Origin of the sequence: Comamonas terrae (assembly GCF_001544075.1) — a bacterium.
GTDB classification, from domain to species: Bacteria; Pseudomonadota; Gammaproteobacteria; order Burkholderiales; family Burkholderiaceae_C; genus Comamonas; species Comamonas terrae.
Window position 1 is genome coordinate 47,356 of sequence record NZ_BCNT01000013.1, and the last position, 25,141, is coordinate 72,496.

Here is a 25,141-nt window from a genome sequence, read left to right on the forward strand (position 1 = left end):
GTGCAAGCCCGGGGAACCAGACACGCACGGAAACCGTTCAGGCCTCGAGATCGAACACCAGCACTTCTGCCTGTTCGCCCGCGTCCAGACGCAAGGCGGCTTCATTTTCCAGAAGTGCCGCATCGCCGGCTGTCAGCCGTTGCCCATTGACCGTCAGCTTGCCGCGCACCAGGTGCACATAGGTCTTGCGGCCGGCCGGCAGTGCCATGTCGAAGGATTCGCCACCATCGAACAGGCCGGCGAACAGGCGGGCATCGGCATTTATGGACACCGAGCCCTCGGCGCCGTCGGGCGATGCCACCAGGCGCAGGTGGCCGCGCTTTTCGGCTGCGGGAAAGGCCTTTTGCTCATAGCCGGGCTCGACGCCGGTGCGCGCCGGCAAGAGCCAGATCTGCAGGAAATGCGTGGTCTGGCCCGCGGCATGGTTGTGCTCGCTGTGCACCACGCCCGTGCCGGCGCTCATGCGCTGCACCTCGCCAGGCACGATGGTCTGCTCATTGCCCATGCTGTCCTTGTGCGAGAGCCCGCCTTCCAGCACGTAGCTGATGATTTCCATGTCGCGATGGCCGTGGGCGCCAAAGCCCGTGCCCGGAGCGATGCGGTCCTCGTTGATCACGCGCAGGTTGCCAAAGCCCATGTGGCGCGGATCGTAGTAGCCGGCAAACGAAAAACTGTGGAACGACTTCAGCCAGCCATGGTCGGCAAAGCCGCGTTCCTGGGATCGGCGCAGAGTCATCATGGTGGAGTCCTTTCTTTGCGAAGCGTCAATCAAATCTCGATGGCTCCACTGTAGAAGCGCCCCCCCATGCCGTGGCTGAGGAGCATTGATGGCATCATTCGAAAACTTTGAATAGTCCTCCGATACCACCATGCCCAGCTCCCGCGACGTCCTGACCCCCGACAGCCTGGCCATGCTGCAGGCCATCTCGGAAACCGGCAGCTTTGCCGCCGCTGCACGCTCCCTGGGACTGGTGCCCAGCGCGCTGACCTACCGCGTGCGCCAGATAGAGGACGCTCTGGACGTGCTGCTGTTCGACCGCCGCTCGCGCCATGCCCAGCCCACCGAGGCCGGCCAGGCCCTGCTGGCCGAAGGCGCGCGGCTGCTGCAGGAGATCGATGCCGTGGCACACCGCGTCAAGCGCGTGGCCACGGGCTGGGAGCCGCAGCTGACCATCGTCGTGGACGGTGCCGTCGCGCGCACGCCGATCTTCGAGCTGATCGAGGCTTTCTACGCCCTCAAGCCGCCCACCCGCCTCAAGCTCAAGGAGGCCATCCTGAGCGGCACCCTGGAGACATTGACCAGCGGCCAGGCCGACCTGGCCATAGGCGTGGTCGTCAACACCAGCAACGCCGCGGACCTGCAGACGCGCGAGATGGGCGAGGCCGACTTCATCTTCGCCGTGGCGCCGCACCACCCGCTGGCCCAGGCGCAAGAGCCGATTTCCGATGAGGAACTGCTGCAGCACCGGCTGATTGCCGTGGCCGATTCGGGCGTGCGCAGCAACATCAGCTACGGTCTGATCGACGGCCAGGACGTGCTGACCGTGGACAGCATGCAGGCCAAGGTGGAGGCACAGATCCGCGGCATAGGCTGCGGCTTCCTGCCGCGCGGCATGGTCCAGGCCTATCTGGAGGCCGGGCTGCTGGTCACCCGCCAGGTCCAGCGCTCCAAGCGCACGCTGCGCGTGCACTATGCCTGGTCCGGCGCTCCCCAGCATACGCCGGGGCGGGCGCTGCAATGGTGGATAGCGCAGCTGGAAAGCCCGGCCACACGCAAGGCCCTCATGGAAAACCATCACCGCCATTGAACGCCGCCGGGCGGCCTGGCGTCATGCGCCGGGTGTAGAGTGGCTGGCTGTGATGCGTTGCAGCATCGGCACCGCTGTCCCCCCTGTGCCGGCTCCGGCCCGGTCAGACCATGCGCAATACCGCTTGCTATGCTTTGAATAGCTGCTACGCTATGACGGACCTGTGTTGAAAAGGCTTGTTCATGAACGCTTCCCGTGCTTCCTCGGCCACCAAAGCTTCGCGCTCCGCTTCAGCTTACCCCCAGCCTGCCGCATCGGACCATCCCCGGCGCATCGCCGTGGTCGGCGCCGGCATTGCCGGCCTGGCCTGCGCCCGCACGCTGATGCAGGCCGGCCACGATGTCCATGTCTACGAGCGCCTGTCCCAGGCCGGCGGCCGGCTGCGCTCGGTCAGCGGCCCCTATGGCAGCTTCGACATCGGCGCCCAGTTCTTCACCGTGCGCGATACGCGCTTCCAGATGGCGCTGGACACGGCGCCCGGCACGGTGCGCGCCTGGAGCGTGAGCAGCGTCCAGATCCGCAACGCCCAGGGCCGCAAGACGCAGGAAGCGCCTCCGGCACGCGAGACCCACTGGGTCGGCACGCCTGACATGCAGGCCCTGCCCCTGGCCTGGGCCGGACCGCTGTGGGAGGGCGGCCGGCTGCACCTGGGCCAGTCCGTGACACGGCTGGTGCACCATGTGGCCGGCAGCCCGCGCCGCGCCGGCAGGCACCAGTGGGAGCTGACGCTGGATACCGAGGACCACGGCCAGCAAAATGCCGACGGTTTCGATGCCGTGGTGCTGGCCGTGCCCGCGCCGCTGGCGCGCCAGCTGCTGCAGTCCACCCCGCAGGGTGCCCAGCTGGCGCAATCGCTGGCCCTGGTGGAGATGGCCCCCTGCTGGGCCATGACGCTGTCCTACCCCATGGCGGCCCAGGCCGGCCTGACCACGCTGGGGCCGCAATGGAATGCGGCCCGCACCACGCACGACCGCATCGCCTGGGTGGCCCGCGAGTCCTCCAAGCCCGGCCGGGCCCAGACCGAACGCTGGACCGTGCACGCCAATCCGCTGTGGTCGCAGGAGCACCGCGGCGACGATCCTTCGCGCGTGCTGTCCAAGCTGCAGAAGGCCTTTGGCGAGATCACGGGAATACGCGTGGCACCGCGCCATGCCAGCGTCTATCTCTGGCCGCAGGCGCAGACACTGGCGCCGCTGGGCCGGCCGCATCTGCATGATCCGTCCAGCGGACTGGGCCTTTGCGGCGACTGGTGCCTGGGCCACCGTGTCGAGGATGCCTTCCTCTCGGGACTGGAGATGGGCCTGGCGCTGGCCTGAGTACGCACTCCAGGCAAGCGGGCGCACGCGCCGCTATGATGGGCGCCCTCTATGTCCGCCATCCCTCTCCGGCCCGGCTATACCGGCCGCTTTGCCCCTTCGCCCACAGGCCCTCTGCATGCGGGGTCGCTGGTGGCCGCACTGGCCAGCTGGCTCGATGCCCGCGCCCATGGCGGCACCTGGCTGGTGCGCATCGAAGACATCGACCCGCCACGCTGCCAGCCCGGCGCCGACCAGGAAATCCTGCGTCAGCTGGCGGCCTGCGGTCTGCATTCCGATGCGCCCGTGGTCTGGCAATCCCGGCGCCATGCGCTCTATGCCCAGGCGCTCGAGCAACTCGTGCAGGACCGGCTGGCCTATCCCTGCGGCTGCACGCGCAAGGACCTCGAAGCGGTCTGGCAGGCCATGGGGCTGGCCCATGAGCGCCATGTGGAGCGCCCCTATCCCGGCACCTGTCGCAACGGCCTGCATGGCAAGCCGGCACGGGCCTGGCGCTTTGCGCTGCAGCGCTGGATCGACCGGTATCCACCAGATCCAGCTCAAACGCTTGGCACACCTGCGCAAGCAGCTATGAATAATGATGAAACAATGTCCGCAGGACGGGTGTGCTGGCAGGACCGGCGCCTGGGCCCGCAGCAGCAGGATGTGCTTGCCACTGTGGGCGACTTCGTGCTGCGCCGGGCCGACGGCCTCTGGGCCTACCAGCTGGCCGTGGTGGTGGACGATGGCGAGCAAGGCATCACCGACATCGTGCGCGGCGAAGACCTGACCGACAACACGCCGCGCCAGATCCTGCTGCAGCAGGCCCTACATCTTCCGCTTCCCCGCTATCTGCATACGCCGCTGGTGCGCATGGCCAACGGCGAAAAACTCTCCAAGCAGCATGGCGCGCCGGCCGTGGATCTTTCCAACCCTCTTGCAGCGCTGACGCAAGCCGCAGCCTGCCTGGACCTGCCGGCCCCGCATCATTCCGCTTCCACCGTGCCTGATGCACTGGCCTTCTGGGTACGGCACTGGCGTGAAATCCAGCGCGACTGACGCAACGCCGGCGCGCTCCGGCATTGCGGCTGGCGCTGCAGCCGGCACCCGTCCTTATTTACAATCCACCCGTGACTTCCTCTACCTCCTCCCTACCCGAAACCTCAGCCGTGGCCGCCACCGATACCAGCGGCGCTGAAGTTTCCACCCAAGCTCCCCAAGGCCAGGCCCCCGAGGGCGTGGCCTATCCCAAGACCATCAAGAGCTATGTGCGCCGCGCCGGCCGCACGACCACCGGCCAGGCCAAGGCTTTTGAAGAGCTGGGCCCGCGTTTTCTGCTGCAATACCGGAAGGCAGCGCTGGACGCTGGAGCTGCCTTCGGCCGTACTGCCCCGCTGATCCTGGAAATCGGCTTCGGCATGGGCGAGGCCACGGCCCATATCGCGCGCGTGCGCCCCGATGACAATTTCCTGTGCTGCGAAGTGCACGAGCCCGGCGTGGGCGCGCTGCTCAAGCGTATCGGCGAGCAGCAGATCGAGAACATCCGCATCCTGCAGCACGATGCCGTGGAAGTCATAGACAACATGCTGCCCGAAGCCTCGATCGACGGCGTGCATATCTTCTTCCCCGATCCCTGGCACAAGAAGAAGCACAACAAGCGCCGCCTGATCCAGCCACCGCTGATCGCCAAGCTGGCCGCGCGCATCAAGCCCGGCGGATACATCCATTGCGCGACCGACTGGGAGCCCTATGCGGTGCAGATGCTCGAAGTCCTGAGTGCCGAGCCCCTGCTGCAGAACATTGCCGACGGCTATGCCGCCAAGCCCGACTACCGCCCGCTGACCAAGTTCGAGAACCGCGGCCTGCGCCTGGGCCATGGCGTGTGGGACCTGGTGTTCAGGAAAAAGTAACCCCCTGAGGTGCTCGCGCCTTCCCCCTTTCTCTACGCGCTGCGCGCTATGGAAGGGGGGACGATGCCGTCGCCGCGAGACGGCGGCGCCGCCTAGGCTCTTGCTCGGCATCTCTGACATTGGTCTGCGCCAGTTTTAAGCATGAAAAACGCTCCTCGATGAGGAGCGTTTTCCTTTGAAGGCAAGGCAGCCTGGCTGCCTTTTGCTCCCGTCTTACAGGCGCTCCGCCACCCAGGCTTGCACGCTGGCCAACGCTGCAGGCACAGCCCCGGCATCGGTGCCGCCGGCCATGGCCATGTCGGGCTTGCCGCCGCCCTTGCCGCCCACCTGCTGGGCCACGAAGTTGACCAGCTCGCCGGCCTTGACCTTGGCGGTCTCGGCCTTGGTCACGCCGGCGGCCAGCTGGACCTTGTCGCCGTCCACGGCGGCCAGCACGACAACGGCCGCGCCCAGCTTGTCCTTGAGCTTGTCCATGGTCTCGCGCAGCGTCTTGGCGTCGGCGCCTTCGAGCCGGGCGGCCAGCACCTTCACGCCCTTGACATCGGCCGCCTGCGTGGCCAGCTCGTCGCCCTGGCTGGAAGCCAGCTTGCCCTTGAGCGCGGCGATTTCCTTTTCCAGGGCCTTGATCTGGTCCAGTGCACCGCCGATGCGGTGGGTCAGCTCGGCAGCCGGTGCCTTGAAGGCGGCCGCAGCCTGGTCCACGGTGGATTCCAGCGACTGCAGATAGGCCAGCGCATTGGTGCCGGTCACGGCTTCGATACGGCGCACACCGGCAGCCACGCCCGATTCGCCCACGACCTTGAACAGGCCGATGTCGCCCGTGCGCTGCACATGGGTGCCGCCGCACAGCTCGCGGCTGGAGCCGATGTCGAGCACGCGCACGGTCTCGCCGTACTTCTCGCCGAACAGCATCATGGCGCCGGTCTTCTGGGCGCTCTCGATGTCCATCACGCGCGCATCGGTGGCGGTGTTGGCCAGGATCTCGGCATTCACGCGGGCTTCGATCTCGCGGATCTGCTCGGCCGTGACCGGCGCATTGTGCGCAAAGTCGAAACGGGTGCGCTCGGCATTGACCAGCGAGCCCTTCTGCTGCACATGGCCGCCCAGCACTTCGCGCAGCGCCTTGTGCATGATGTGGGTCACGGAGTGGTTGCGCATGGTGGCGGCGCGCAGCTGCGTGTCCACCTCGGCCTGCACGGCGTCGCCGACCTTCAGGCTGCCGGATTCGAGCACGCCGTGGTGGCCGTAGACATCGGCCTTGATCTTGAGCGTATCCTGCACGGCAAAGCGCGAAGCGCCTGCGGTGATAGCACCCTGGTCACCGACCTGGCCGCCGGATTCTGCATAAAAAGGAGTGGTATCCAGCACCACCACGCCACTTTGGCCGCTCTTGAGCTCGGAAACGCTCTCGCCATCCGCGTAGAGCGCTACGATTTTTGCGGACTCGGCCAGGTGCTCGTAGCCGGTGAAAGTGTTGGCCGCGCCGCTGTACTCCAGCGCGCGGTCCATCTTGAACTTGCCGGCCGCGCGGGCGGTATTCTTCTGGTGCTCCATCGCGGCCTTGAAGCCGGCCTCGTCCACCGTCACGCCGCGCTCGCGTGCCACGTCGTTGGACAGATCCAGCGGGAAGCCGTAGGTGTCGTGCAGCTTGAAGGCCACGTCGCCCGGCAGCACCTGGGTGCCGCCGGCCAGGGCGTTGTCCAGGATTTCCATGCCGTGGGCCAGGGTCTCGAAGAAGCGCTCTTCCTCGGCCTTGAGCACGCTGGTGATGTGCGCTTCCTGCTCCTTGAGCTTGGGATAGGCCTCGCCCATCTGGAGCACCAGGTCATGCACCAGCTTGTGGAAGAACGGCGTCTTCTGGCCCAGCTTGTAGCCGTGGCGGATGGCGCGGCGGATGATGCGGCGCTGCACGTAGCCACGGCCTTCGTTGGAAGGAATCACTCCGTCGGCCACCAGGAAGGAGGTGGCGCGGATATGGTCGGCGATCACCTTCAGCGAAGGATTGGCCAGGTCCTCGACGTGGGTCTCGCGGGCTGCGGCCCGGATCAGTGCCTGGAACAGGTCGATCTCGTAGTTGCTGTGCACGTGCTGCAGGATGGCGGCCAGGCGCTCCAGGCCCATGCCGGTGTCCACGCAGGGCGCGGGCAGCCTGACCACGGAGCCGTCTTCCTTCATGTCGAACTGCATGAACACGTGGTTCCAGATCTCGATGAAGCGGTCGCCGTCCTCGTCGGGGCTGCCCGGAGGGCCGCCGGCGATGTGTTCGCCGTGGTCATAGAAGATTTCCGAGCACGGACCGCAGGGGCCGGTGTCGGCCATCATCCAGAAGTTGTCACTCTTGTACTTGCCGCCCTTGTTGTCGCCGATGCGGATGATGCGCTCGGGCGGCAGGCCGATCACGTTCTTCCAGATGTCGTAGGCCTCGTCGTCCTCGTGGTAGACGGTGGCCAGCAGCCTGTCGGCCGGCAGCTTGAAGACCTGCGTCAGCAGCTCCCAGCCCCACTCGATCGACTCCTTCTTGAAGTAGTCGCCGAAAGACCAGTTGCCCAGCATCTCGAAGAAGGTATGGTGGCGGGCGGTGTAGCCCACGTTCTCGAGGTCGTTGTGCTTGCCGCCAGCGCGCAGGCAGGCCTGCACCGAAGCCGCGCGCACGTAGGGGCGCTTGTCCGTGCCCAGGAACACGTCCTTGAACTGCACCATGCCCGAGTTGGTGAACATCAGCGTCGGATCGTTGCCCGGCACCAGCGAGCTGGAAGGCACCACCGTGTGGCCCTTGGAGGCATAAAACTCCAGAAACGTCTTGCGGATGTCGGCAACGGAAAAAGTGGGTGTACTCATGGTCTTTGGAATGGAGGTGCAAGGCGCAGCACCAGCGGCCTGCAGGGTTGCAGCAACCTGCAATGCGCAAGTCAGGGCAAATCAGCCAGACATTATAGGTTTGCGCTTGCAGCCCTGGCCCATGCCGGCACTTGCCACGCAGGCCCGCCGGATCCGGCATCCGCGTGCTTACACGGCAGGCGACTTGACGCCGCTCAATCCAGGCCTGCGGCATGCGCAGATAATCGGCGGTACAAGGAAGAGCATGACCGATCCAAAGACATCCAACGCGTCCGAAAAATCCACCGAGGGGCAGCGGAGCTCCCCCGGAAACCGGCTGGTGCCCTGGCTCATCGGCTTGCCGGTCGGCATTTTCGGCGTGCTGATGCTGGTCGGCTCGCTGATGGACGACCCCGAAAGCAAGCAGCGCTGGGTCGAAGGCGAGACCGTCAAGCTCTGCTGGAAGCAGATCCAGAAACCCGAGGCCGAACGCAAGACCCATGAATTCAATTCCCGGGCCGATTGCGAGCAACTGGAGTTTGCCTACAAATCCAAGTACCAGGCCAATCCTTAGGGACCGGGCCATGAAAAAAGCCGGGGCGAGCCCGGCTTTTTTCTTCAGGCAAGGTGCCCTCTCACTGGTCGCGCGCCTCCACCGCGCGGTTGATGCCCAGGGCCGCCAGCGTGCACAGCGCGCCGGACAGCAGGTAAGCGCCCAGGGCCACGAGGCCGAAGCGTGCGGAAACCCCCAGGGCGACCAGCGGGGCGAATGCCGCACCGATGAGCCAGGCCATGTCGGCGGACAGCGCAGCGCCCGTGTAGCGGTAATGCGAGGAGAAGTTGGACGTCACCGTGCCCGAGGACTGACCATAGGACAGGCCAAGCAGAATGAAACCCACGATGATGAACACATTGTTCCCGGCCGTGCCGCTACCCAGCAGCCAGGGCGCGAGGAAGCTGAAGATGCCGATCAGGCAGGCCATGGTGCCCAGCGTGTTGCGACGCCCCACGCGGTCAGCCAGCCAGCCGGACACCACAATGGCAATGGCCGCGCAGAACGCGCCGATGATCTGGACGATCAGCACTTCCGTCACGGCCTGATCGGAAAACATCGAAATCCAAGACAGCGGAAACACCGTCACCAGATGGAACAGCGCAAAGCTGGCCAGTGCGGCAAATGCGCCCAGCATCACATTGCGGCCCTCGTCGCGCATCAGGCTGGTCACGCTGATGGGCTCGAGTTCGCGCTCCTGCAGCATCTCCGTATAGGACTGGCCGACCACCAGACGCAGGCGCGCGAACAGCGCCACGACGTTGATCGCAAACGCCACGCAGAACGGATAGCGCCAGCCCCAGGTCAGGAATTCGTCGGCCGTCAGATTGCCGTACAGATAGGCAAACAGGCTGGCCGCGATCACGAAGCCCAGCGGCGCACCCAACTGGCCGATCATGGAATACCAGCCGCGGCGGTTCTTCGGTGCCGACATGGCCAGCAGCGACGGCAGCCCGTCCCAGGAGCCGCCGAGCGCAAGGCCCTGGCCTATGCGCAAAATGGCCATGGCCACGATGGCATTGATGCCCACACTCTGATAGGTAGGCAAGAAGGCCATGCCCACGGTGCAGCTGCCCAGCAGGAACAGGGCCAAAGTCAGCTTTGTCGCCCGGCCCCAGTGGCGCTGCACGGCCATGGAAATCGCCGTGCCGATGGGGCGCGCGATGAAGGCCAGCGCAAAGATGGCGAATGCGGCCAGCGTGCCGTCGAGCTTGGACAGGAAGGGGAACAGCACGGACGGGAACACCAGCACGCAGGCAATGCCGAACACGAAAAAGTCGAAGTATTCGGACGAACGGCCGATGATCACGCCCACGGCGATTTCGCCGGGGGTCGCTTCTTCATGCGTATCTGCCAGGGCCAGGGTTTCGGAATTCACATAGTCTTGGGGAGTAAGACCAACGGACGGATTGAGGCTACTCATATGAACGCAACTCCTTGTCTTACTTGCTGTCTCTCGACACCTACAGGTTTCTGTGTCTGCCACTTTCTCAGCTGACGCCATCCGTTCTACGCGCAAGACATGAAGCCTGCAATAGCGGTTTCACCCTGAACACTGTCAGCGGCTGCCCCCGGCGCACGACTTTGAAAAACGACGGCCCGCCCAGGGATGGCAAGGATCGACAACAGATGGAAACAGGTCGCGACACAGATGAGAGCATGGCGGCGGGGCATGGGGATTGCCCCGGGAAATGTCAACCCATACCCTTTGACCTTGGACAAAATGTCCAATCGACAAATGCAAACTTCGTATTACATTTGACCAGATCCAGTAATCCGCGTTTACACCTAAACGCGCCTTCGTCACGCCTATAGCATGTTAAAACTCAAGGAAACCCGTGGGCCTGCGTGGCTCATCGCGGCAGCTTTGGCAGCCAGTCTCGCTGGTTGCAGCAAAGCCGTCGTGCTCAATCCTGCTGGCGACATTGCCGCCCAGCAAGGCCAGTTGGTGATCACAGCCACGCTGCTGATGCTCATCATCATCATTCCAGTGATCTTCCTGACGCTGCTGTTCGCCTGGAAATACCGCCAGTCGAACACCGAAGCGCACTACGACCCCGAGTGGCACCACTCGACGGCACTGGAACTGGTGATCTGGACGGTTCCCCTGCTGATCATCATCGCCCTGGGCGCGCTGACCTGGATCAGCACCCATAAGCTCGACCCCTATCGCCCCCTGGACCGCATCTCCGCCAGCAAGGCGCTGACGGCCGATGTCAAGCCCCTGGAAGTGGAAGTCGTGGCCATGGACTGGAAATGGCTGTTCTTCTACCCCGAGCAGGGCATCGCCACGGTGAACGAACTCGCAGCCCCGGTGGATCGCCCCATCCGCTTCAAGCTGACCTCGACCAACACCATGAATGCGTTCTACGTGCCTGACCTGGCCGGCATGATCTATGCGATGCCCGGCATGCAGACCGAGCTGAACGCCGTCATCAACAAGCCCGGCGTCTACAACGGCCTGGCTTCGCACTACAGCGGCGCGGGCTTTGCAGGCATGACCTTCAAGTTCCACGGCGTGAGCAACGAAGAGTTTGCGCAGTGGGTTGCCAAGGCGAAGACCGATGGCAAGCCCCTGACGCGCGATGCCTATCTGGCACTGGCCAAGCCCAGCGAACGCAACCCCGTGGAGCGTTTCTCTGCCGTAGATGAAGGCCTGTACAACAAGATCCTCAACCGCTGCGTCGAGGACGGCAAGATGTGCATGCACCACATGATGGCCATCGATGCCGCTGGCGGCGAAGCCTATCTGAAGAGCGCCGGACTGAATCTGCCGCAGGACGTGTGCACGGTGCGCAATGCCGACCGTGTGGTGGCCCTGCTGGACCAGCGCGCAACCCCAGGAGCTGTCGCACAGCAATAAGCAATCAACGGCTGCGGACTGCTGCTTAGGCTGCGCCCTCCGCGCCATGAAGACACAAGAGACCGAACATGTCTGAAACAAACTCCCCGGCCCACTGGCTGCTGGGCCGCATCACCTGGGACCAGATTCCCATGGCGCATGAGCCCATCGTGCTGTGGACCTTTATCGCCGTGGTGCTCGGCGGCCTCGTCGTGCTGGCCGCGATCACCAAATTCCGCCTCTGGGGCCCGCTCTGGAAGGACTGGATCTGCTCGATCGACCACAAGAAGATCGGCATCATGTACATGATCCTCGGCCTGGTGATGCTGCTGCGCGGCTTTGCCGACGCGGTGATGATGCGCCTGCAGCAATCCATGGCCTTCGGCGAGAACATGGGCTACCTGCCCCCGCACCACTACGACCAGATCTTCACCGCCCACGGCGTGATCATGATCTTCTTCGTGGCCATGCCTTTCGTGACCGGCCTGATGAACTATCTGGTGCCGCTGCAGATCGGCGCACGCGACGTGTCCTTCCCGTTCCTGAACAATTTCAGCTTCTGGATGACGGCCGGCGGCGCCGTGCTGGTGATGCTGTCCCTGTTCCTGGGCGAATTCTCCACTTCCGGCTGGCTGGCCCTGTCCAACCTGGGCCACCAGAATCCGGGCGTGGGTCTTGACTACTACATATGGGGCCTGCAGGTCGCAGGCGTCGGCACGACGCTATCGGGCATCAACCTGATCGTGACCATCATCAAGATGCGCGCGCCCGGCATGAACCTGATGAAGATGCCCGTCTTCGTCTGGACTTCGCTGTGCACCAACGCGCTGATCGTCGCCTCCTTCCCCATGCTGACCGCAGCCCTGGTGCTGATGTCGCTGGACCGCTATATCGGCACGAACTTCTTCACGAACGACCTGGGCGGCAACCCCATGCTGTACGTGAACCTGATCTGGATCTGGGGCCACCCCGAGGTCTACATCCTGGTACTGCCCGCCTTCGGCGTGTTCTCCGAAGTCGTGGCCACCTTCAGCCGCAAGCGCCTGTTCGGCTACACCTCCATGGTGTATGCGACGGTGTGTATCACCATCCTGTCCTACCTGGTGTGGCTGCACCACTTCTTCACCATGGGCTCCGGCGCCAGCGTGAACACCTTCTTCGGCATCACGACGATGATCATCTCGATCCCGACGGGCGCCAAGATCTTCAACTGGCTGTTCACCATGTACCGGGGCCGCATCCGCTTCTCGGTGCCCATGCTGTGGACCGTGGGCTTCATGTGCACGTTCGCCATCGGCGGCATGACCGGCGTGCTGCTGGCCGTGCCTCCCGCAGACTTCGTGCTGCACAACTCGCTGTTCCTGATCGCCCACTTCCACAACGTGATCATCGGCGGCGTGGTGTTTGCCGTGTTCGCGGCCATCAACTACTGGTTCCCCAAGGCCTTCGGCTTCCGCCTGGTCGAGTTCTGGGGCAAGGCATCGTTCTGGTTCTGGCTGGTCGGCTTCTGGGTCGCCTTCACGCCCCTGTACATCCTGGGCCTGATGGGCGTGACGCGCCGTGCCAACCACTTCGAGGACCCCTCGCTGCAGATCTACTTCATCGTGGCTGCCTTCGGTGCCGCGCTGATCGCACTGGGCATTGCCTGCTTCTTCATCCAGCTGGCCGTTTCCATCATGAAGCGCGACGAGCTGCGCGACGAGACCGGCGACCCCTGGGGCGGTCGTACGCTGGAGTGGGCTACTTCCTCGCCTCCTCCCCAGTACAACTTCGCCTTCACTCCCGTGGTGCACGAGATCGACGCCTGGGCCGACATGAAAAAGCATGGCTACCAGCGCAGGCTGGCAGGCTTCGAGCCCATCCACATGCCCGCCAACACCGGCGCCGGCATCGTGATCGCCGGCCTGTCCACCGTGTTCGGCTTTGCGATGATCTGGCACATGTGGCCTCTGGCCGCGGCCTCGTTCGCCGCCACCGTGCTGGCCTCGATCATCCATACGTTCAACTACAAGCGTGACTTCTACATCCCCGCAGCCGAAGTGGCCGCCACGGAAGAAGCCCGCACCAAGCAGCTTGCAGCAGCCCATGTCTAATACGCATATCAACGCAGGCGGCGCGGCCGCCCTGGCTCCGCGCGAGTACCACCTCGCCCATGAGCCGCATCCGGAAAACGGCACCTCGCTGGGCTTCTGGCTCTACCTGATGAGCGACTGCCTGATCTTTGCCGCCCTGTTCGCCACCTACGGCGTGCTGGGCCGCAACTATGCGGCAGGCCCCAACGGCAAGGAGCTGTTCGACCTGAGCCTGGTGGCCGTCAACACGGCCTTCCTGCTGCTGTCGTCGATCACCTTCGGCTTTGCCATGCTGCAAAAGCAGCAGAAGAACGTGAAGGGCACGCTGACCTGGCTGGCCATCACCGGCCTGTTCGGCCTGGCCTTCCTGGCCGTGGAACTCTATGAGTTCCACCACCTGATCCACGAAGGCGCCGGCCCCACGCGCAGCGCCTTCCTGTCTTCCTTCTTCACGCTGGTGGGCACGCACGGCCTGCACGTGACCTTCGGCCTGATCTGGCTGGTCACGCTGATGATCCAGATCAGCAAGCACGGCCTGATCGAAGCCAATGTGCGCCGCATCAACTGCCTGTCCATGTTCTGGCACTTCCTGGACGTGGTCTGGATCGGCGTGTTCACCTTTGTGTACCTGATGGGGGTGCTGTAAATGAGCGCACACGATATTCACGCCGACCATGACGTCCACCACGATCATGACGATCTGCATGTTTCCAAGGGCGACTATGTCAAGGGCTTCATCCTGGCCGTGATCCTGACCGCCATCCCCTTCTGGCTGGTGATGGGCAACGTGATCCAGGACCGGCCCACCGCCGTGGCCGTGCTGGGCCTGTTCGCCGTGGTGCAGATCGTGGTCCACATGGTCTACTTCCTGCACATGAACGGCAAGATCCAGGGCGGCTGGACCATGCTGTCCACCATCTTCACCGTGGTCTTCGTGGCCATCGGCATCGCGGGCACGCTGTGGGTCATGTACCACATGAACACCAACATGATGCCCGAGCATGTGATGCCCGCGGCCCCCGCCGCATCGGCGCCCGCCACCGTCACACCTTGACCGGGACAGCCAAAGACCGGAGCGCCGCCCGCCGGCGCTCCCCCCTCGCCAAGGCGATGCTCATTTGCGTGGGCATCGCCTTGTTTTTGGGCTTCACGGCCCTGGGTACCTGGCAGGTGCAGCGCCGCGCCTGGAAACTGGACCTGATCGCGCGCGTAGAGCAGCGCGTGCACGCGGCTCCCGTGGCCGTGCCAACTCCGGACCAGTGGCCACGGATCGACGCGGCCGGCTACGAATACCTGCCGGTCAAGGCGCAGGGCGTATGGCTGGAAAAACAGAGTGTGCTGACCAAGGCACTGACCGAGGACGGCGCCGGTTTCTGGCTCCTCACCCCGCTGCAGCAGGCCGACGGCACGCAGATCCTCGTCAATCGCGGCTTCACGCCCGAGAAAATGCGCGCCGAATGGCTCAAGCAGATTGCCGAAGCCAGCCCTTCGGCAGTGCCTGTCACGGTGATCGGCCTGATGCGCATGAGCGAGCCCGGCGGCGGTTTTCTGCGCCACAACGATGCCGCCACGCAGCAGTGGTTCTCGCGCGATGTGGCAGCCATTGCCCGAAGCCAGGGCCTGGCCCATGCGGCGCCCTATTTCATCGACCAGGGCCTGCCTACCGGCAATCCTGCCTACGGCGAGGCCAGGCCCGCCGCCGAACAGGCGGGCATACTGCGTTCGGGCATGACGGTGATCCAGTTCCACAACAGCCACCTGGTCTATGCGCTGACCTGGTACGGCCTTGCCGCCATGGTGCTGGTGGCAGCCTGGTTCGTACGGCGCACTCCCTGAGCTACGGGGCTTGCCCTCCTTCTTCGGGAGGGCGCCGACGCCTTCGCTGCGGAACGGCGAGCTGCCCAGGCCCTTGCCCGGTGTCCCACGCGAAAGAGGCGATGCATGGGGCAGTGAGGAACTCATGCCGATCCCGAAACGGGGACTGTGCTGGCATCTACACCAGAACGCCAAGGCCTCCGGCCCGCAGGCTGCCTTCTCCTCGTGGAAAATGGCCGCCGTGAACAAAACTTCCGATTCCCTGTTCCGGGTCGAGCGCCTGACCGAGCGCCAGAACATGCAGCTGCTGATCCAGCTGCGCTGGATCGCCGTCGTGGGGCAGGTGGTCACCATCTCCCTGGTGCACTACGGCCTGGGCATTGCCCTTCCCCTTCTGCCCATGGCGCTGGTCCTCGTGGCCCTGGTGGCCACCAATCTCGCCTATATCTACTGGAGCCAGGGGCCGCGCACCGTCAATGCCAGCAGCCTGGCCTATGCGCTGCTGGCCGACGTGCTGGCGCTGACCATCCAGCTGTACCTGAGCGGCGGCGCCAGCAACCCTTTCATCTACCTGTATCTGCTGCAGGCCATCCTGGGTGCCGTGCTGCTGCAGCCCTTTTACGCCTGGTGCGTGGCTGCTGCAACGGCCATTGGTGCACTGGGCCTGGGCTTTCTGCACCAGCCCCTGCAGGTGTCGTTCGAGAGCGCCGAGGGGCTGTCGCGGCTTTACGTGATCGGCGTGCTCATCAGCCTGCTTCTGACCAGCACCCTGACCATCGTGTTTCTCACCCGCATCGTAGGCAACCTGCGCCGGCGCGATGCACGCATTGCCGACATGCGCCAGCGCGCCAGCGAGGAGGAGCACATCGTGCGCATGGGTCTGCTGGCCACCGGCGCCGCGCACGAGCTGGGCACGCCGCTGGCCACCATGTCGGTGATCCTGGGCGACTGGCAGCATATGCCGGCGCTGATGCAGGACCGGGACCTGCAGGAAGACCTGCAGGAGATGCAGCAGCAGCTGCTGCGCTGCAAGTCCATCGTCTCCGGCGTGCTGCTGTCGGCAGGCGAAGCCCGAGCCGAAAGCACGGAAAGCACCACGTTCCAGACTTTCATCCGCGACGTGGTCAGCCACTGGCAGATGCACCACCATGTGGACCATTTCGCACTGCGCGACCGGGGCGTGACGGACTTCGCCATGCTCTCGGATACCGCGCTGCAGCAAATGCTTTGCAATTTGCTGGACAATGCGCTGGAAGCATCTCCCGGCTGGGTGGAGCTGTCCATCGCCTCCGACGACCGCCAGGTGCTGCTGCAGGTGCAGGATCGCGGCCCCGGCTTCGATGTTGCCGTGCTGCAGCAGCTGGGCCAGCGCCACGTATCGACCAAGCAGGAGCGCCCGGGCCGCGGCCTCGGGATGTTCCTGGTCATGAACGTGGTGCGTGCACTGGGCGGCAGCGTCCAGGCGCTGAACCTGCCCTCCCATGCGGGCGGCGGTGCCCAGGTGCAGGTATGCATTCCTCGCTCGGCCATCGCCATCTGAGGACAGCCTGTCAACGCATTTTCTTTTCGCATCGCATGGAAGAACGCCAACGATTACTGCTGCTTGTGGAAGACGATGCGGCCTTTGCCCGCACGCTGCGGCGCTCCTTCGAGCGGCGCGGCTACCGCGTGCTGCACGCCGTCAGCGCCGAGGAAGTGCAGGAGCTGCTGGCCGACTACGGCCCCGCCCAGGGCCCGCAATACGCGGTCATGGACCTGAAGCTGGCCGGCAATGCCTCGGGCCTGAACTGCGTGCAGATGCTGCATCAGCACAATCCCGAAGCGCTCATCGTCGTGCTCACCGGCTATGCCAGCATTGCCACGGCCGTGGAAGCCGTCAAGCTGGGCGCCTGCCACTACCTGGCCAAGCCATCGAACACCGACGACATCGAGGCCGCGTTCAGCCGCGTGGAAGGCCGCACGGACGTGGAGGTGAGCCGCCAGACCACCTCGATCAAGACCCTGGAGTGGGAACATATCCACGAAACCCTGGCCGAGACCGATTTCAATATCTCCGAGGCCGCGCGGCGTCTGGGCATGCACCGCAGGACATTGGCGCGCAAGCTGGAAAAGCGGCAGATCAAGTAGCCAGCCCACTCGGCCCGCTCGTCTTGCTGCTGCTGGCACTGCTCATCGCTGGCGTGGCCTTTGCCATAACAGGCGGCCACGCCGGTGCTGCTTTGCGCCATCCGTGCACTCAGCCCATCTGGCTGGCCAACCACATCTTCTTTCTGGCCTTCGCGGCCTTGCCCTTGAGCAAGGGCATTGTGGTGGGCCTGGCGAATCTCGTCGCACGCGCAGTCCGTCCCAAAGCACCATAGCGTTCGCAGACAAGCAACCGGCCACCAACAAAAAAGCCGACAGCGTCGAAACTGTCGGCTTTTTTGTTTTCAACGCTGCTGCTTATTCGGCAACTGCGGGTTCGGCCTTGGGCGTGTCCTTGGGCAGCTCGGTAATGACGAGCTTGACCTCGCCCTTGCCCTCGGCCGCAGCTTCGTCCCAATCGACCTCCAGGCGGCCGCCGTTGACCAGCCGGCCGAACAGCAGCTCGTCGGCCAGCGAGCGGCGGATGGTGTCCTGGATCAGGCGCTGCATGGGGCGGGCGCCCATGAGCGGATCGAAGCCCTTCTTGGCCAGGTGCTTGCGCAGGCCGTCGGTGAAGGTGACTTCCACCTTCTTCTCGGCCAGTTGCTGCTCCAGCTGCAGCAGGAACTTGTCCACCACGCGCAGAATAATCTGCTCGTCCAGCGGCTTGAAGCTCACGATCGCGTCCAGGCGGTTGCGGAACTCCGGCGTGAACAGGCGCTTGATGTCGGCCATCTCGTCGCCGGCTTCACGCGGATTCATGAAGCCGATGGTGGCCTTGTTCATGGTCTCGGCGCCCGCATTCGTGGTCATGATGATGATCACGTTGCGGAAGTCGGCCTTGCGCCCGTTGTTGTCGGTCAGGGTGCCATGGTCCATGACCTGCAGCAGCACGTTGAAGATGTCCGGATGCGCCTTCTCGATTTCGTCGAGCAGCAGCACCGAATGCGGCTTCTTCGTGATGGCCTCGGTCAGCAGGCCGCCCTGGTCGAATCCGACATAGCCCGGGGGCGCGCCGATCAGGCGGCTGACCGCATGGCGCTCCATGTACTCGGACATGTCGAAGCGGATCAGGTCGATGCCCAGGATGTAGGCCAGCTGCTTGGCAGCCTCGGTCTTGCCCACGCCCGTGGGGCCGCTGAACAGGAAGGAGCCGATCGGCTTGTCCACCTTGCCCAGGCCAGAGCGCGACATCTTGACGGCCCCTGCCAGCACTTCCAGCGCCTTGTCCTGACCGAAGACCACGCTCTTGAGGTCACGCTCCAGCGTCTGCAGCTTGCTGCGGTCGTCGTTGGACACATTGGCAGGCGGAATGCGCGCAATCTTTGCCACGATGGCCTCGATTTCGGCCTTGCCGATGGTTTCCTTGCGCTGCTCGGTAGGCACGATGCGCTGCGCGGCACCGGCCTCGTCGATCACGTCGATGGCCTTGTCGGGCAGATGGCGGTCGTTGATGTACTTGGCCGACAGTTCGGCGGCCGCCTGCAGGGCTTCCGCAGCGTACTTGACGCTGTGGTGCTCCTCGAAGCGCGACTTCAGGCCCTTGAGGATGTCGATGGTCTCCGGCACCGTGGGCTCCACCACATCCACCTTCTGGAAGCGGCGGGACAGAGCGGCGTCCTTCTCGAAGATGCCGCGGTATTCCGTGAACGTGGTCGCCCCGATGCAGCGCAGCTGGCCGCTGGACAGCGCGGGCTTGAGCAGGTTGGAGGCATCCAGCGTGCCGCCCGAGGCCGCGCCGGCGCCGATCAGGGTGTGGATCTCGTCGATGAACAGGATGGCCTGGGGCTTGTCCTTGAGCGACTTGAGCACGCCCTTCAAGCGCTGCTCGAAATCGCCGCGGTACTTGGTGCCCGCCAGCAACGCGCCCATGTCCAGCGAATAGACCACGGCCTCCTTGAGCACCTCGGGCACCGTGCCTTCGGTGATGCGCCAGGCCAGGCCTTCGGCAATCGCCGTCTTGCCCACGCCGGCCTCGCCCACCAGCAGCGGGTTGTTCTTGCGGCGGCGGCACAGGATCTGGATGGTGCGCTCGACCTCGTAGTCGCGCCCGATCAGCGGATCGATCTTGCCGTCCTTGGCCGCCTGGTTGAGATTGAGCGTGAACTGCTCCAGCGGCGAGGCCTTCTCGTTGCGCTCGCCGCCGGCACCCTCTTCCGCATCCGAAGGCGCTTCGGACTTGGCAGGCTCGGGCGGCTCGCCCTTCTTGATGCCGTGGGCGATGTAGTTGACCACGTCCAGGCGCGTCACGCCCTGCTGGTGCAGGTAGTACACGGCATGGGAGTCCTTTTCGCCGAAGATGGCCACGAGCACGTTGGCGCCCGTCACCTCCTTCTTGCCATTGCCCGTGGACTGCACGTGCATGATGGCGCGCTGGATCACCCGCTGGAAGCCCAGCGTGGGTTGGGTATCGACCTCGTCGGTTCCGTCGACCTGGGGCGTGTTGTCCTTGATGAAGTTGGACAGCGACGAGCGCAGGTCATCAATATTGGCAGAGCAGGCACGCAGCACCTCTGCCGCGCTGGGATTGTCCAGCAGCGCCAACAGCAAATGCTCCACGGTGATGAATTCGTGGCGCTGTTGACGCGCCTCGACGAACGCCATGTGCAAGCTGACTTCCAGTTCTTGAGCGATCATTTGCGACTCCTTTACGCTTGCTTGGAATGATTGACTGAACCTTAATTGAGGTCGTCCGGCAGTTATTCAACAGGCTCGGATGTGGCCTGCAGCGGATGGCCTGCCTTCTGGGCTGCCTGGAGCACCTGCTCGACCTTGGTGGCCGCCACGTCGCGGGAATACACGCCGCAGACGCCGCGGCCGTTCAGATGGATCTTGAGCATGATCTGGGTGGCCGTCTCGCGGTCCTTGCCGAAGAATTCCTGCAATACCACGATCACAAACTCCATGGGCGTGAAGTCGTCGTTGAGGATCACGACCTGGTACATGCGCGGCGGCTCGGTACGCTGCCTGCGGCGTTCCAGCACCAAGGCTCCGCCTTCATCGGGCGTGTTCTTGACCGAAGGCGATACGGGCGGGACGGATGGAGGTTGGGTTGCCATGAAATCCATTCTAGCGAGCCAAGACGCTGTTTTTGCGCTGGCATATGCATAGCATTGTTAGGGATTTCAAGGCCTCGCTTGCAGGCACGGGGCATTCAATGGTTTTTTGTACACAAACCCAGGCCCCACTTGCGTCAGCTGCTACATTTTTTACCATGATGGACAACGCAGGCCGGACCCAGTACCTCTGGATACAAAAAGGCATGCGCCGCGATGCGCGCCTTGAGGCGAAACAGGGCTACCGCCCCGCGCCTCATTCGTAAACCACCTTGACCTGGGCCGAGCCGGCCTGGGCATACCAGGCAGCCAGGGCCGCATCGCTGGGATAGAAGCGGCTGCCTTCGCCCAGCGCCAGCTCGCAGGCGGCCGAGCCGCGCTCGTCGCTGCAGACCAGGCCCAGGCGCACCTTGAGCCCGTGCGTGAGCGCGCCGTGCTCGGTCTCCTCCACCCGGGCCGGAAACTGGCGCAGCAGGCCGGGCACGTCCGGCATCTGCTCGCCCACGTCGACCTGCAGATAGCGCGCGAAGCGGCAACGCGCATCGGCCAGGCTCCACATCTGCTGCACCTTCATGCGCAGCCCGCCGCTGAAGTGGTCGGGCTGCAGCTTGCCGGTGACCACCACGAACTCGTCGTCCTTGAGCAGGTCCTTGCAGGCATTGAGCACCTTCTCGTCCGCCGAAGCCTCGATCACGCCCGACTTGTCGTCGATCTTGAAGATGGCCAGGCGGCCGCGCTGGCCGTTGATGGTGCGGAACTCACTGATGATGCCGGCCATGGTCTGGGGCTCGCGGCTGTCGCGCATTTCGGCGATGGGCGTGCGCACGAAGCGGCGCACTTCCGCCTCCACCTCGTCGAACAGATGGCCCGTGAGGTAAAAGCCCACGGCCGTCTTTTCCTGGGTCAGCCGCTCCTTCACGCCCCAGGGCAGCGCTTCGGTCAGAGGCGGCTCGGCCGTGCTGGAGCCCAGCGCATCGTCGCCCATCATGTCGAACAGGCCGCCCTGGTTGGCATTGGCGATCGAGGTGTTGGCGAATTCGAAGGCCGTGTCGATGGACGCCACCAGCGAGGCGCGGTTCATGTCCAGGGAATCAAAGGCGCCGGCCTTGATCAGCGCCTCCAGCGTGCGCTTGTTCAGGCGGCTGCGGTCCACGCGCAGGCAGAAGTCGAACAGGCTCTTGAACGGCCCCTTCTCGCCGCCATGGGGGCCGGTGCCCTCGCCGTTGCGGGCCGCCACGATGGCCTCGATGGCCGCCTGGCCCGTGCCCTTGATCGCACCCAGGCCGTAGCGGATGACCTTGTCGGTCACGGGCTCGAAACGGTAGACCCCGCGGTTCACGTCCGGCAGCTCGAAGCTCATGCCCATCCGCAGCGCGTCCTCGTAGAGCACGCGCAGCTTGTCGGTGTTGTCCATTTCCACGGTCATGTTGCCGCAGTAGAACTCGGCCGTGTAGTGCACCTTCAGCCAGGCCGTGTGGTAGGCCAGCAGCGAATAGGCGGCCGCGTGCGACTTGTTGAAGCCGTAGCCCGCGAACTTCTCCATCAGGTCGAACACTTCGTCGGCCTTGGCCTCGTCGATGCCGTTCTTGGCCGCCCCCTCGCGGAAGATTCCGCGGTGCATGACCATTTCCTCGACCTTCTTCTTGCCCATGGCGCGGCGCAGCAGGTCGGCGCCGCCGAGCGAGTAGCCGCCCAGCACCTGGGCCGTCTGCATCACCTGCTCCTGGTAGACCATGATGCCGTAGGTCTCTGCCAGCACCTTCTCCACCAGCGGATGCGGGTACTCGACCACCTCGCGCCCGTGCTTGCGCTCGATGAAGCTGGGAATCAGGTCCATGGGGCCCGGGCGGTACAGGGCGTTCAGGGCGATCAGGTCCTCCAGGCGCGAAGGCTTGGCCTCCTTGAGCATCTGCTGCATGCCGCGCGATTCGAACTGGAACACGGCCTCGGTCTTGCCGTCGGAGAACAGCTTGTAGGTCGCGTAGTCGTCCAGCGGAATGTTCTCGAACGCGAAATTCTCCTGGCCCTTGTGGCGCTTCATGATGAATTCGCGCGCGATCTCCAGGATGGTCAGCGTGGCCAGGCCCAGAAAGTCGAACTTCACCAGGCCAACGGCCTCCACGTCGTCCTTGTCGTACATGGCCACCGCCGAGTCGCTGCCCGGTTGCTGGTACAGCGGGCAGAAGTCGGCCAGCCTGCCGGGGGCGATCACCACGCCGCCCGCGTGCATGCCGATGTTGCGCGTCATGCCTTCGAGCTTCTGCGCCATCTCGATGACGGTCTTGACGTCCTCTTCCTTCTCGATGCGCTCGGCCAGCAGCGGCTCGGCCTCGATGGCATAGGTGTACTTGTCGCCTTCCTTCTTCGGGTTGGGCGGGTACTTGAGCGTGACGTGCAGGCCCGGCTTGTTGGGAATGAGCTTGGAGATGCTGTCGCAGAAGGTATAGCTCATGTCCATGACGCGGCCCACGTCGCGGATGGCGGCGCGTGCGGCCATGGTGCCGAAGGTGGCGATCTGGCTCACGGCATCGCGGCCGTAGCGCTCCTTCACGTAATCGATCACGCGGTCACGGTTGGCCTGGCAGAAGTCCACGTCGAAGTCGGGCATGGACACGCGCTCGGGGTTGAGGAAACGCTCGAACAGCAGGTTGTATTCGAGCGGGTCCAGGTCCGTGATCTTGAGCACATAGGCCACCAGCGAGCCGGCACCCGAGCCGCGGCCCGGCCCGACGGGGCAGCCGTTTTGCTTGGCCCACTTGATGAAGTCGCCCACGATGAGGAAGTAGCCCGGGAAACCCATCTTCAAAATGGTGTTCAGCTCGAACTCCAGGCGCTCCACGTAGCGCGGCCGCTCGGCTTCCCGCCTGGCCGGGTCCAGGTACAGATGGCGCAGGCGCTCGTCCAGGCCCTCATAGGACTCCTGGCGGAAGAACTCCTCCTCCGTCATGCCCTCGGGCACGGGAAACCTGGGCAGTTGCGGCTTGCCCAGCACCAGGGTCAGGCTGCAGCGGCGCGCGATCTCCACGGTGTTCGCAATCGCGCTGGGAATGTCGGCGAACAGCTCCTGCATCTGCTGCGCCGTCTTGAAGTACTGCTCGCGCGTGAAGCGGCGCACGCGCTTGGCATTGCCCAGGATCTCGCCTTCGGCAATGCAGACGCGCGCCTCATGGGCCTCGTAGTCGTCGGGCCCGAAGAACTGGATGGGATGCGTGGCCACCACCGGCAGGTTGAGCCGGTGGGCCAGCCTCACGCAGGCGGCGACATGCGCCTCGTCGTCCGCACGGCCCGCGCGCTGCAGCTCCAGGAAGAAGCGGTGGGGAAACATGCTGGCCATGCGCTGCGCGATGGCTGCGGCGCCGGCCTCGTCGCCGCGCATCAGCGCCTGGCCCACGGGGCCGGCCTGGGCGCCCGAAAGCACGATCAGGCCCTCGCCCAGTTCCTGCAGCCATTCCCATTTGTGCTGAGCCTGGTCGCGCACCACGCCGCGCGTCCAGCCGCGCGCCAGCAGTTCGGAGAGGTTGCGGTAGCCGAGCGTGTTCTGGACCAGCACGATGATGCGCGAAGCCGGCGCACCGTTTTCGCCTTCCATGACGATCTCAGCGCCCAGCACGGGCTTGACGCCCTTAGCCCGCCCTTCCTTGTAGAACTTGATGCCGCCGAACAGGCTGTTGAAGTCGGTGATGGCCATTGCCACCTGCCCGTCTTCTGCAGCCGCCTTGACCACGGCATTTATGCGGTTGGTTCCGTCAACGACGGAAAATTCTGTGTGCAGGCGCAAATGGACAAACATGGGCGCTATTGTAGAAAGCCTGCCTCACCCCTGGAGCCTGCGGGACGAAGTCGGCAGGCTGCGGCGGCAGCCCATTACAATGCCCTGATTCCTTTTCAGGGGTGCCGCGGGCGCGGCGCCGCGGTGCGCATCTTGGGCGCCGTGCGGCATGGCCGCCCTGCACTTCCCTACAGCCAATGATTGCTAGAAAACTGTCCATCATGCCGCGTCGTATTTCACTGACCCTTGTCCCCGCCGTGTTGGTTGCCAGCGTGCTGGCCGGCTGCTCTAGCACCAAGGACGATCCCACGGCCAAGTGGACACCCGATCGCATCTACACCGAAGCGCGCGACGAGTCCTCCTCCGGCGCCTACGACAAGGCGGTACCGCTGTTCGAGAAGCTCGAGGGCCGCGCGGCCGGCACGCCGCTGGCCCAGCAGGCCCAGCTCGAGAAGGCCTATGCCCAGTACAAGGGCGGCGAAAAAGTGCAGGCCCTGGCCACGCTGGACCGTTTCATCAAGCTGCATCCGGCCAGCCCGGCCATGGACTACGCGCTGTACCTCAAGGGTCTGGTCAATTTCAACGACAACCTGGGCATGTTCGCCTGGCTGTCGCGCCAGGACCTGTCCGAGCGCGACCAGAAGGCCGCCAAGGATTCGTTCGAGTCCTTCCGCCAGGTGGTCACGCGCTTTCCCGACTCCAAGTACGCCGAGGATTCGCGCCTGCGCATGCAGTACATCGTGAACTCCCTGGCCAAGTACGAAGTGCACGTGGCGCGCTACTACTACGACCGCGGCGCCTATGTGGCCGCCATTGCGCGCTCGCAGACCGCCATCAAGGAATACCAGGGCGTGCCCGCGATCCGCGATGCCATGGTAATTCTGATCAAGTCCTACGACGCCCTGAACATGACCCAGCTGCGCGACGATGCCCAGCGCGTCATGGAGAGCACCTACGGCAAGGACAGCGAGCTCACGCTGAGCTCGGACAAGAAAGACTCCTGGTGGAAGCTTTGGTAATCCGCCTCTGAGGCGCTTCACACCCCTTCTCTTCGGGAGAGGGGGCATCTTCGATGGAAGC

Annotated in this window: 19 protein-coding genes; 13 read left to right on the plus strand and 6 right to left on the minus strand. The window is 64.5% G+C overall.

What is annotated here, in order from left to right:
* Positions 1-37 precede the first annotated feature (37 nt).
* Entirely contained in the window at positions 38-739 is a 702-nt protein-coding gene (locus Cte04_RS16490) for a pirin family protein (RefSeq protein ID WP_066480699.1), read from the minus strand.
* 130 nt (positions 740-869) lie between these two features.
* Here Cte04_RS16490 and Cte04_RS16495 point away from each other — a divergent pair, with 130 nt between their 5' ends.
* The 4 genes from Cte04_RS16495 to trmB all read left to right on the plus strand — a co-directional run bounded on the left by Cte04_RS16495 (position 870) and on the right by trmB (position 5,013).
* Complete coding sequence (locus tag Cte04_RS16495; RefSeq protein ID WP_066480704.1) at positions 870-1,808, plus strand: LysR family transcriptional regulator; 939 nt, start codon at positions 870-872, stop codon at positions 1,806-1,808.
* 182 nt (positions 1,809-1,990) lie between these two features.
* Positions 1,991-3,124 (plus strand): NAD(P)/FAD-dependent oxidoreductase, encoded by a 1,134-nt coding sequence (locus Cte04_RS16500; RefSeq protein ID WP_066480814.1) that lies wholly within the window; start codon positions 1,991-1,993, stop codon positions 3,122-3,124.
* A gap of 51 nt (positions 3,125-3,175) precedes the next feature.
* Complete coding sequence (gene gluQRS, locus Cte04_RS16505; protein ID WP_066480706.1) at positions 3,176-4,162, plus strand: tRNA glutamyl-Q(34) synthetase GluQRS; 987 nt, start codon at positions 3,176-3,178, stop codon at positions 4,160-4,162.
* Positions 4,163-4,272: 110 nt separating this feature from the next.
* Positions 4,273-5,013, plus strand: coding sequence for a tRNA (guanosine(46)-N7)-methyltransferase TrmB (trmB, locus tag Cte04_RS16510; RefSeq protein WP_066480708.1), 741 nt, complete (start codon positions 4,273-4,275; stop codon positions 5,011-5,013).
* Between the two features lie 213 nt (positions 5,014-5,226).
* Here the strand turns inward: trmB and alaS are convergent, their stop codons facing one another.
* The gene (alaS, locus tag Cte04_RS16515; RefSeq protein WP_066480710.1) at positions 5,227-7,851 is read right to left on the minus strand and encodes an alanine--tRNA ligase; all 2,625 of its coding nucleotides are present in this window, start codon (positions 7,849-7,851) and stop codon (positions 5,227-5,229) included.
* 121 nt (positions 7,852-7,972) lie between these two features.
* Between alaS and Cte04_RS22030 the strand changes: the two genes are divergently transcribed.
* Positions 7,973-8,404, plus strand: a complete 432-nt coding sequence (locus Cte04_RS22030; RefSeq protein ID WP_245633411.1) for a hypothetical protein — start codon at positions 7,973-7,975, stop codon at positions 8,402-8,404.
* A gap of 61 nt (positions 8,405-8,465) precedes the next feature.
* Here the strand turns inward: Cte04_RS22030 and Cte04_RS16525 are convergent, their stop codons facing one another.
* Positions 8,466-9,806 carry an MFS transporter gene (locus tag Cte04_RS16525; RefSeq protein WP_066480712.1) on the minus strand — a complete coding sequence of 447 codons (1,341 nt, stop codon included), beginning with the start codon at positions 9,804-9,806 and terminating at the stop codon, positions 8,466-8,468.
* A gap of 393 nt (positions 9,807-10,199) precedes the next feature.
* On the opposite strand from Cte04_RS16525, the gene cyoA reads away from it, so the two are divergent.
* The 7 genes from cyoA (at position 10,200) to Cte04_RS16560 (ending at position 17,239) form a co-directional block, all read left to right on the plus strand.
* Entirely contained in the window at positions 10,200-11,246 is a 1,047-nt protein-coding gene (cyoA, locus tag Cte04_RS16530) for a ubiquinol oxidase subunit II (RefSeq protein ID WP_066480714.1), read from the plus strand.
* Positions 11,247-11,314: 68 nt separating this feature from the next.
* Positions 11,315-13,318 carry a cytochrome o ubiquinol oxidase subunit I gene (gene cyoB / locus Cte04_RS16535; RefSeq protein ID WP_066480715.1) on the plus strand — a complete coding sequence of 668 codons (2,004 nt, stop codon included), beginning with the start codon at positions 11,315-11,317 and terminating at the stop codon, positions 13,316-13,318.
* Positions 13,311-13,943 (plus strand): cytochrome o ubiquinol oxidase subunit III, encoded by a 633-nt coding sequence (gene cyoC, locus Cte04_RS16540; RefSeq protein WP_066480720.1) that lies wholly within the window; start codon positions 13,311-13,313, stop codon positions 13,941-13,943. Before cyoB ends, cyoC begins: the two co-directional genes overlap by 8 nt.
* Complete coding sequence (gene cyoD, locus Cte04_RS16545) at positions 13,944-14,351, plus strand: cytochrome o ubiquinol oxidase subunit IV (protein ID WP_066480722.1); 408 nt, start codon at positions 13,944-13,946, stop codon at positions 14,349-14,351.
* Positions 14,352-14,407: 56 nt separating this feature from the next.
* A complete protein-coding gene (locus Cte04_RS16550; protein ID WP_066480724.1) occupies positions 14,408-15,133 on the plus strand; it encodes an SURF1 family protein in 726 nt (241 codons plus the stop codon).
* 211 nt (positions 15,134-15,344) lie between these two features.
* Positions 15,345-16,652 carry an ATP-binding protein gene (locus Cte04_RS16555; RefSeq protein ID WP_245633415.1) on the plus strand — a complete coding sequence of 436 codons (1,308 nt, stop codon included), beginning with the start codon at positions 15,345-15,347 and terminating at the stop codon, positions 16,650-16,652.
* 35 nt (positions 16,653-16,687) lie between these two features.
* The gene (locus Cte04_RS16560; protein ID WP_066480725.1) at positions 16,688-17,239 is read left to right on the plus strand and encodes a response regulator transcription factor; all 552 of its coding nucleotides are present in this window, start codon (positions 16,688-16,690) and stop codon (positions 17,237-17,239) included.
* 315 nt (positions 17,240-17,554) lie between these two features.
* On the opposite strand, the gene clpA is transcribed toward Cte04_RS16560, so the two are convergent.
* The 3 genes from clpA to dnaE form a co-directional block, all read right to left on the minus strand.
* Positions 17,555-19,873 (minus strand): ATP-dependent Clp protease ATP-binding subunit ClpA, encoded by a 2,319-nt coding sequence (gene clpA, locus Cte04_RS16565; RefSeq protein ID WP_066480727.1) that lies wholly within the window; start codon positions 19,871-19,873, stop codon positions 17,555-17,557.
* Between the two features lie 62 nt (positions 19,874-19,935).
* Positions 19,936-20,304, minus strand: a complete 369-nt coding sequence (gene clpS, locus Cte04_RS16570) for an ATP-dependent Clp protease adapter ClpS (protein ID WP_066480729.1) — start codon at positions 20,302-20,304, stop codon at positions 19,936-19,938.
* Positions 20,305-20,548: 244 nt separating this feature from the next.
* Positions 20,549-24,082, minus strand: coding sequence for a DNA polymerase III subunit alpha (gene dnaE, locus Cte04_RS16575; protein WP_066480731.1), 3,534 nt, complete (start codon positions 24,080-24,082; stop codon positions 20,549-20,551).
* A gap of 176 nt (positions 24,083-24,258) precedes the next feature.
* On the opposite strand from dnaE, the gene Cte04_RS16580 reads away from it, so the two are divergent.
* On the plus strand, positions 24,259-25,080 hold the full coding sequence (locus Cte04_RS16580; protein WP_066480733.1) for an outer membrane protein assembly factor BamD: 822 nt from the start codon (positions 24,259-24,261) through the stop codon (positions 25,078-25,080).
* Positions 25,081-25,141: the final 61 nt, after the last annotated feature.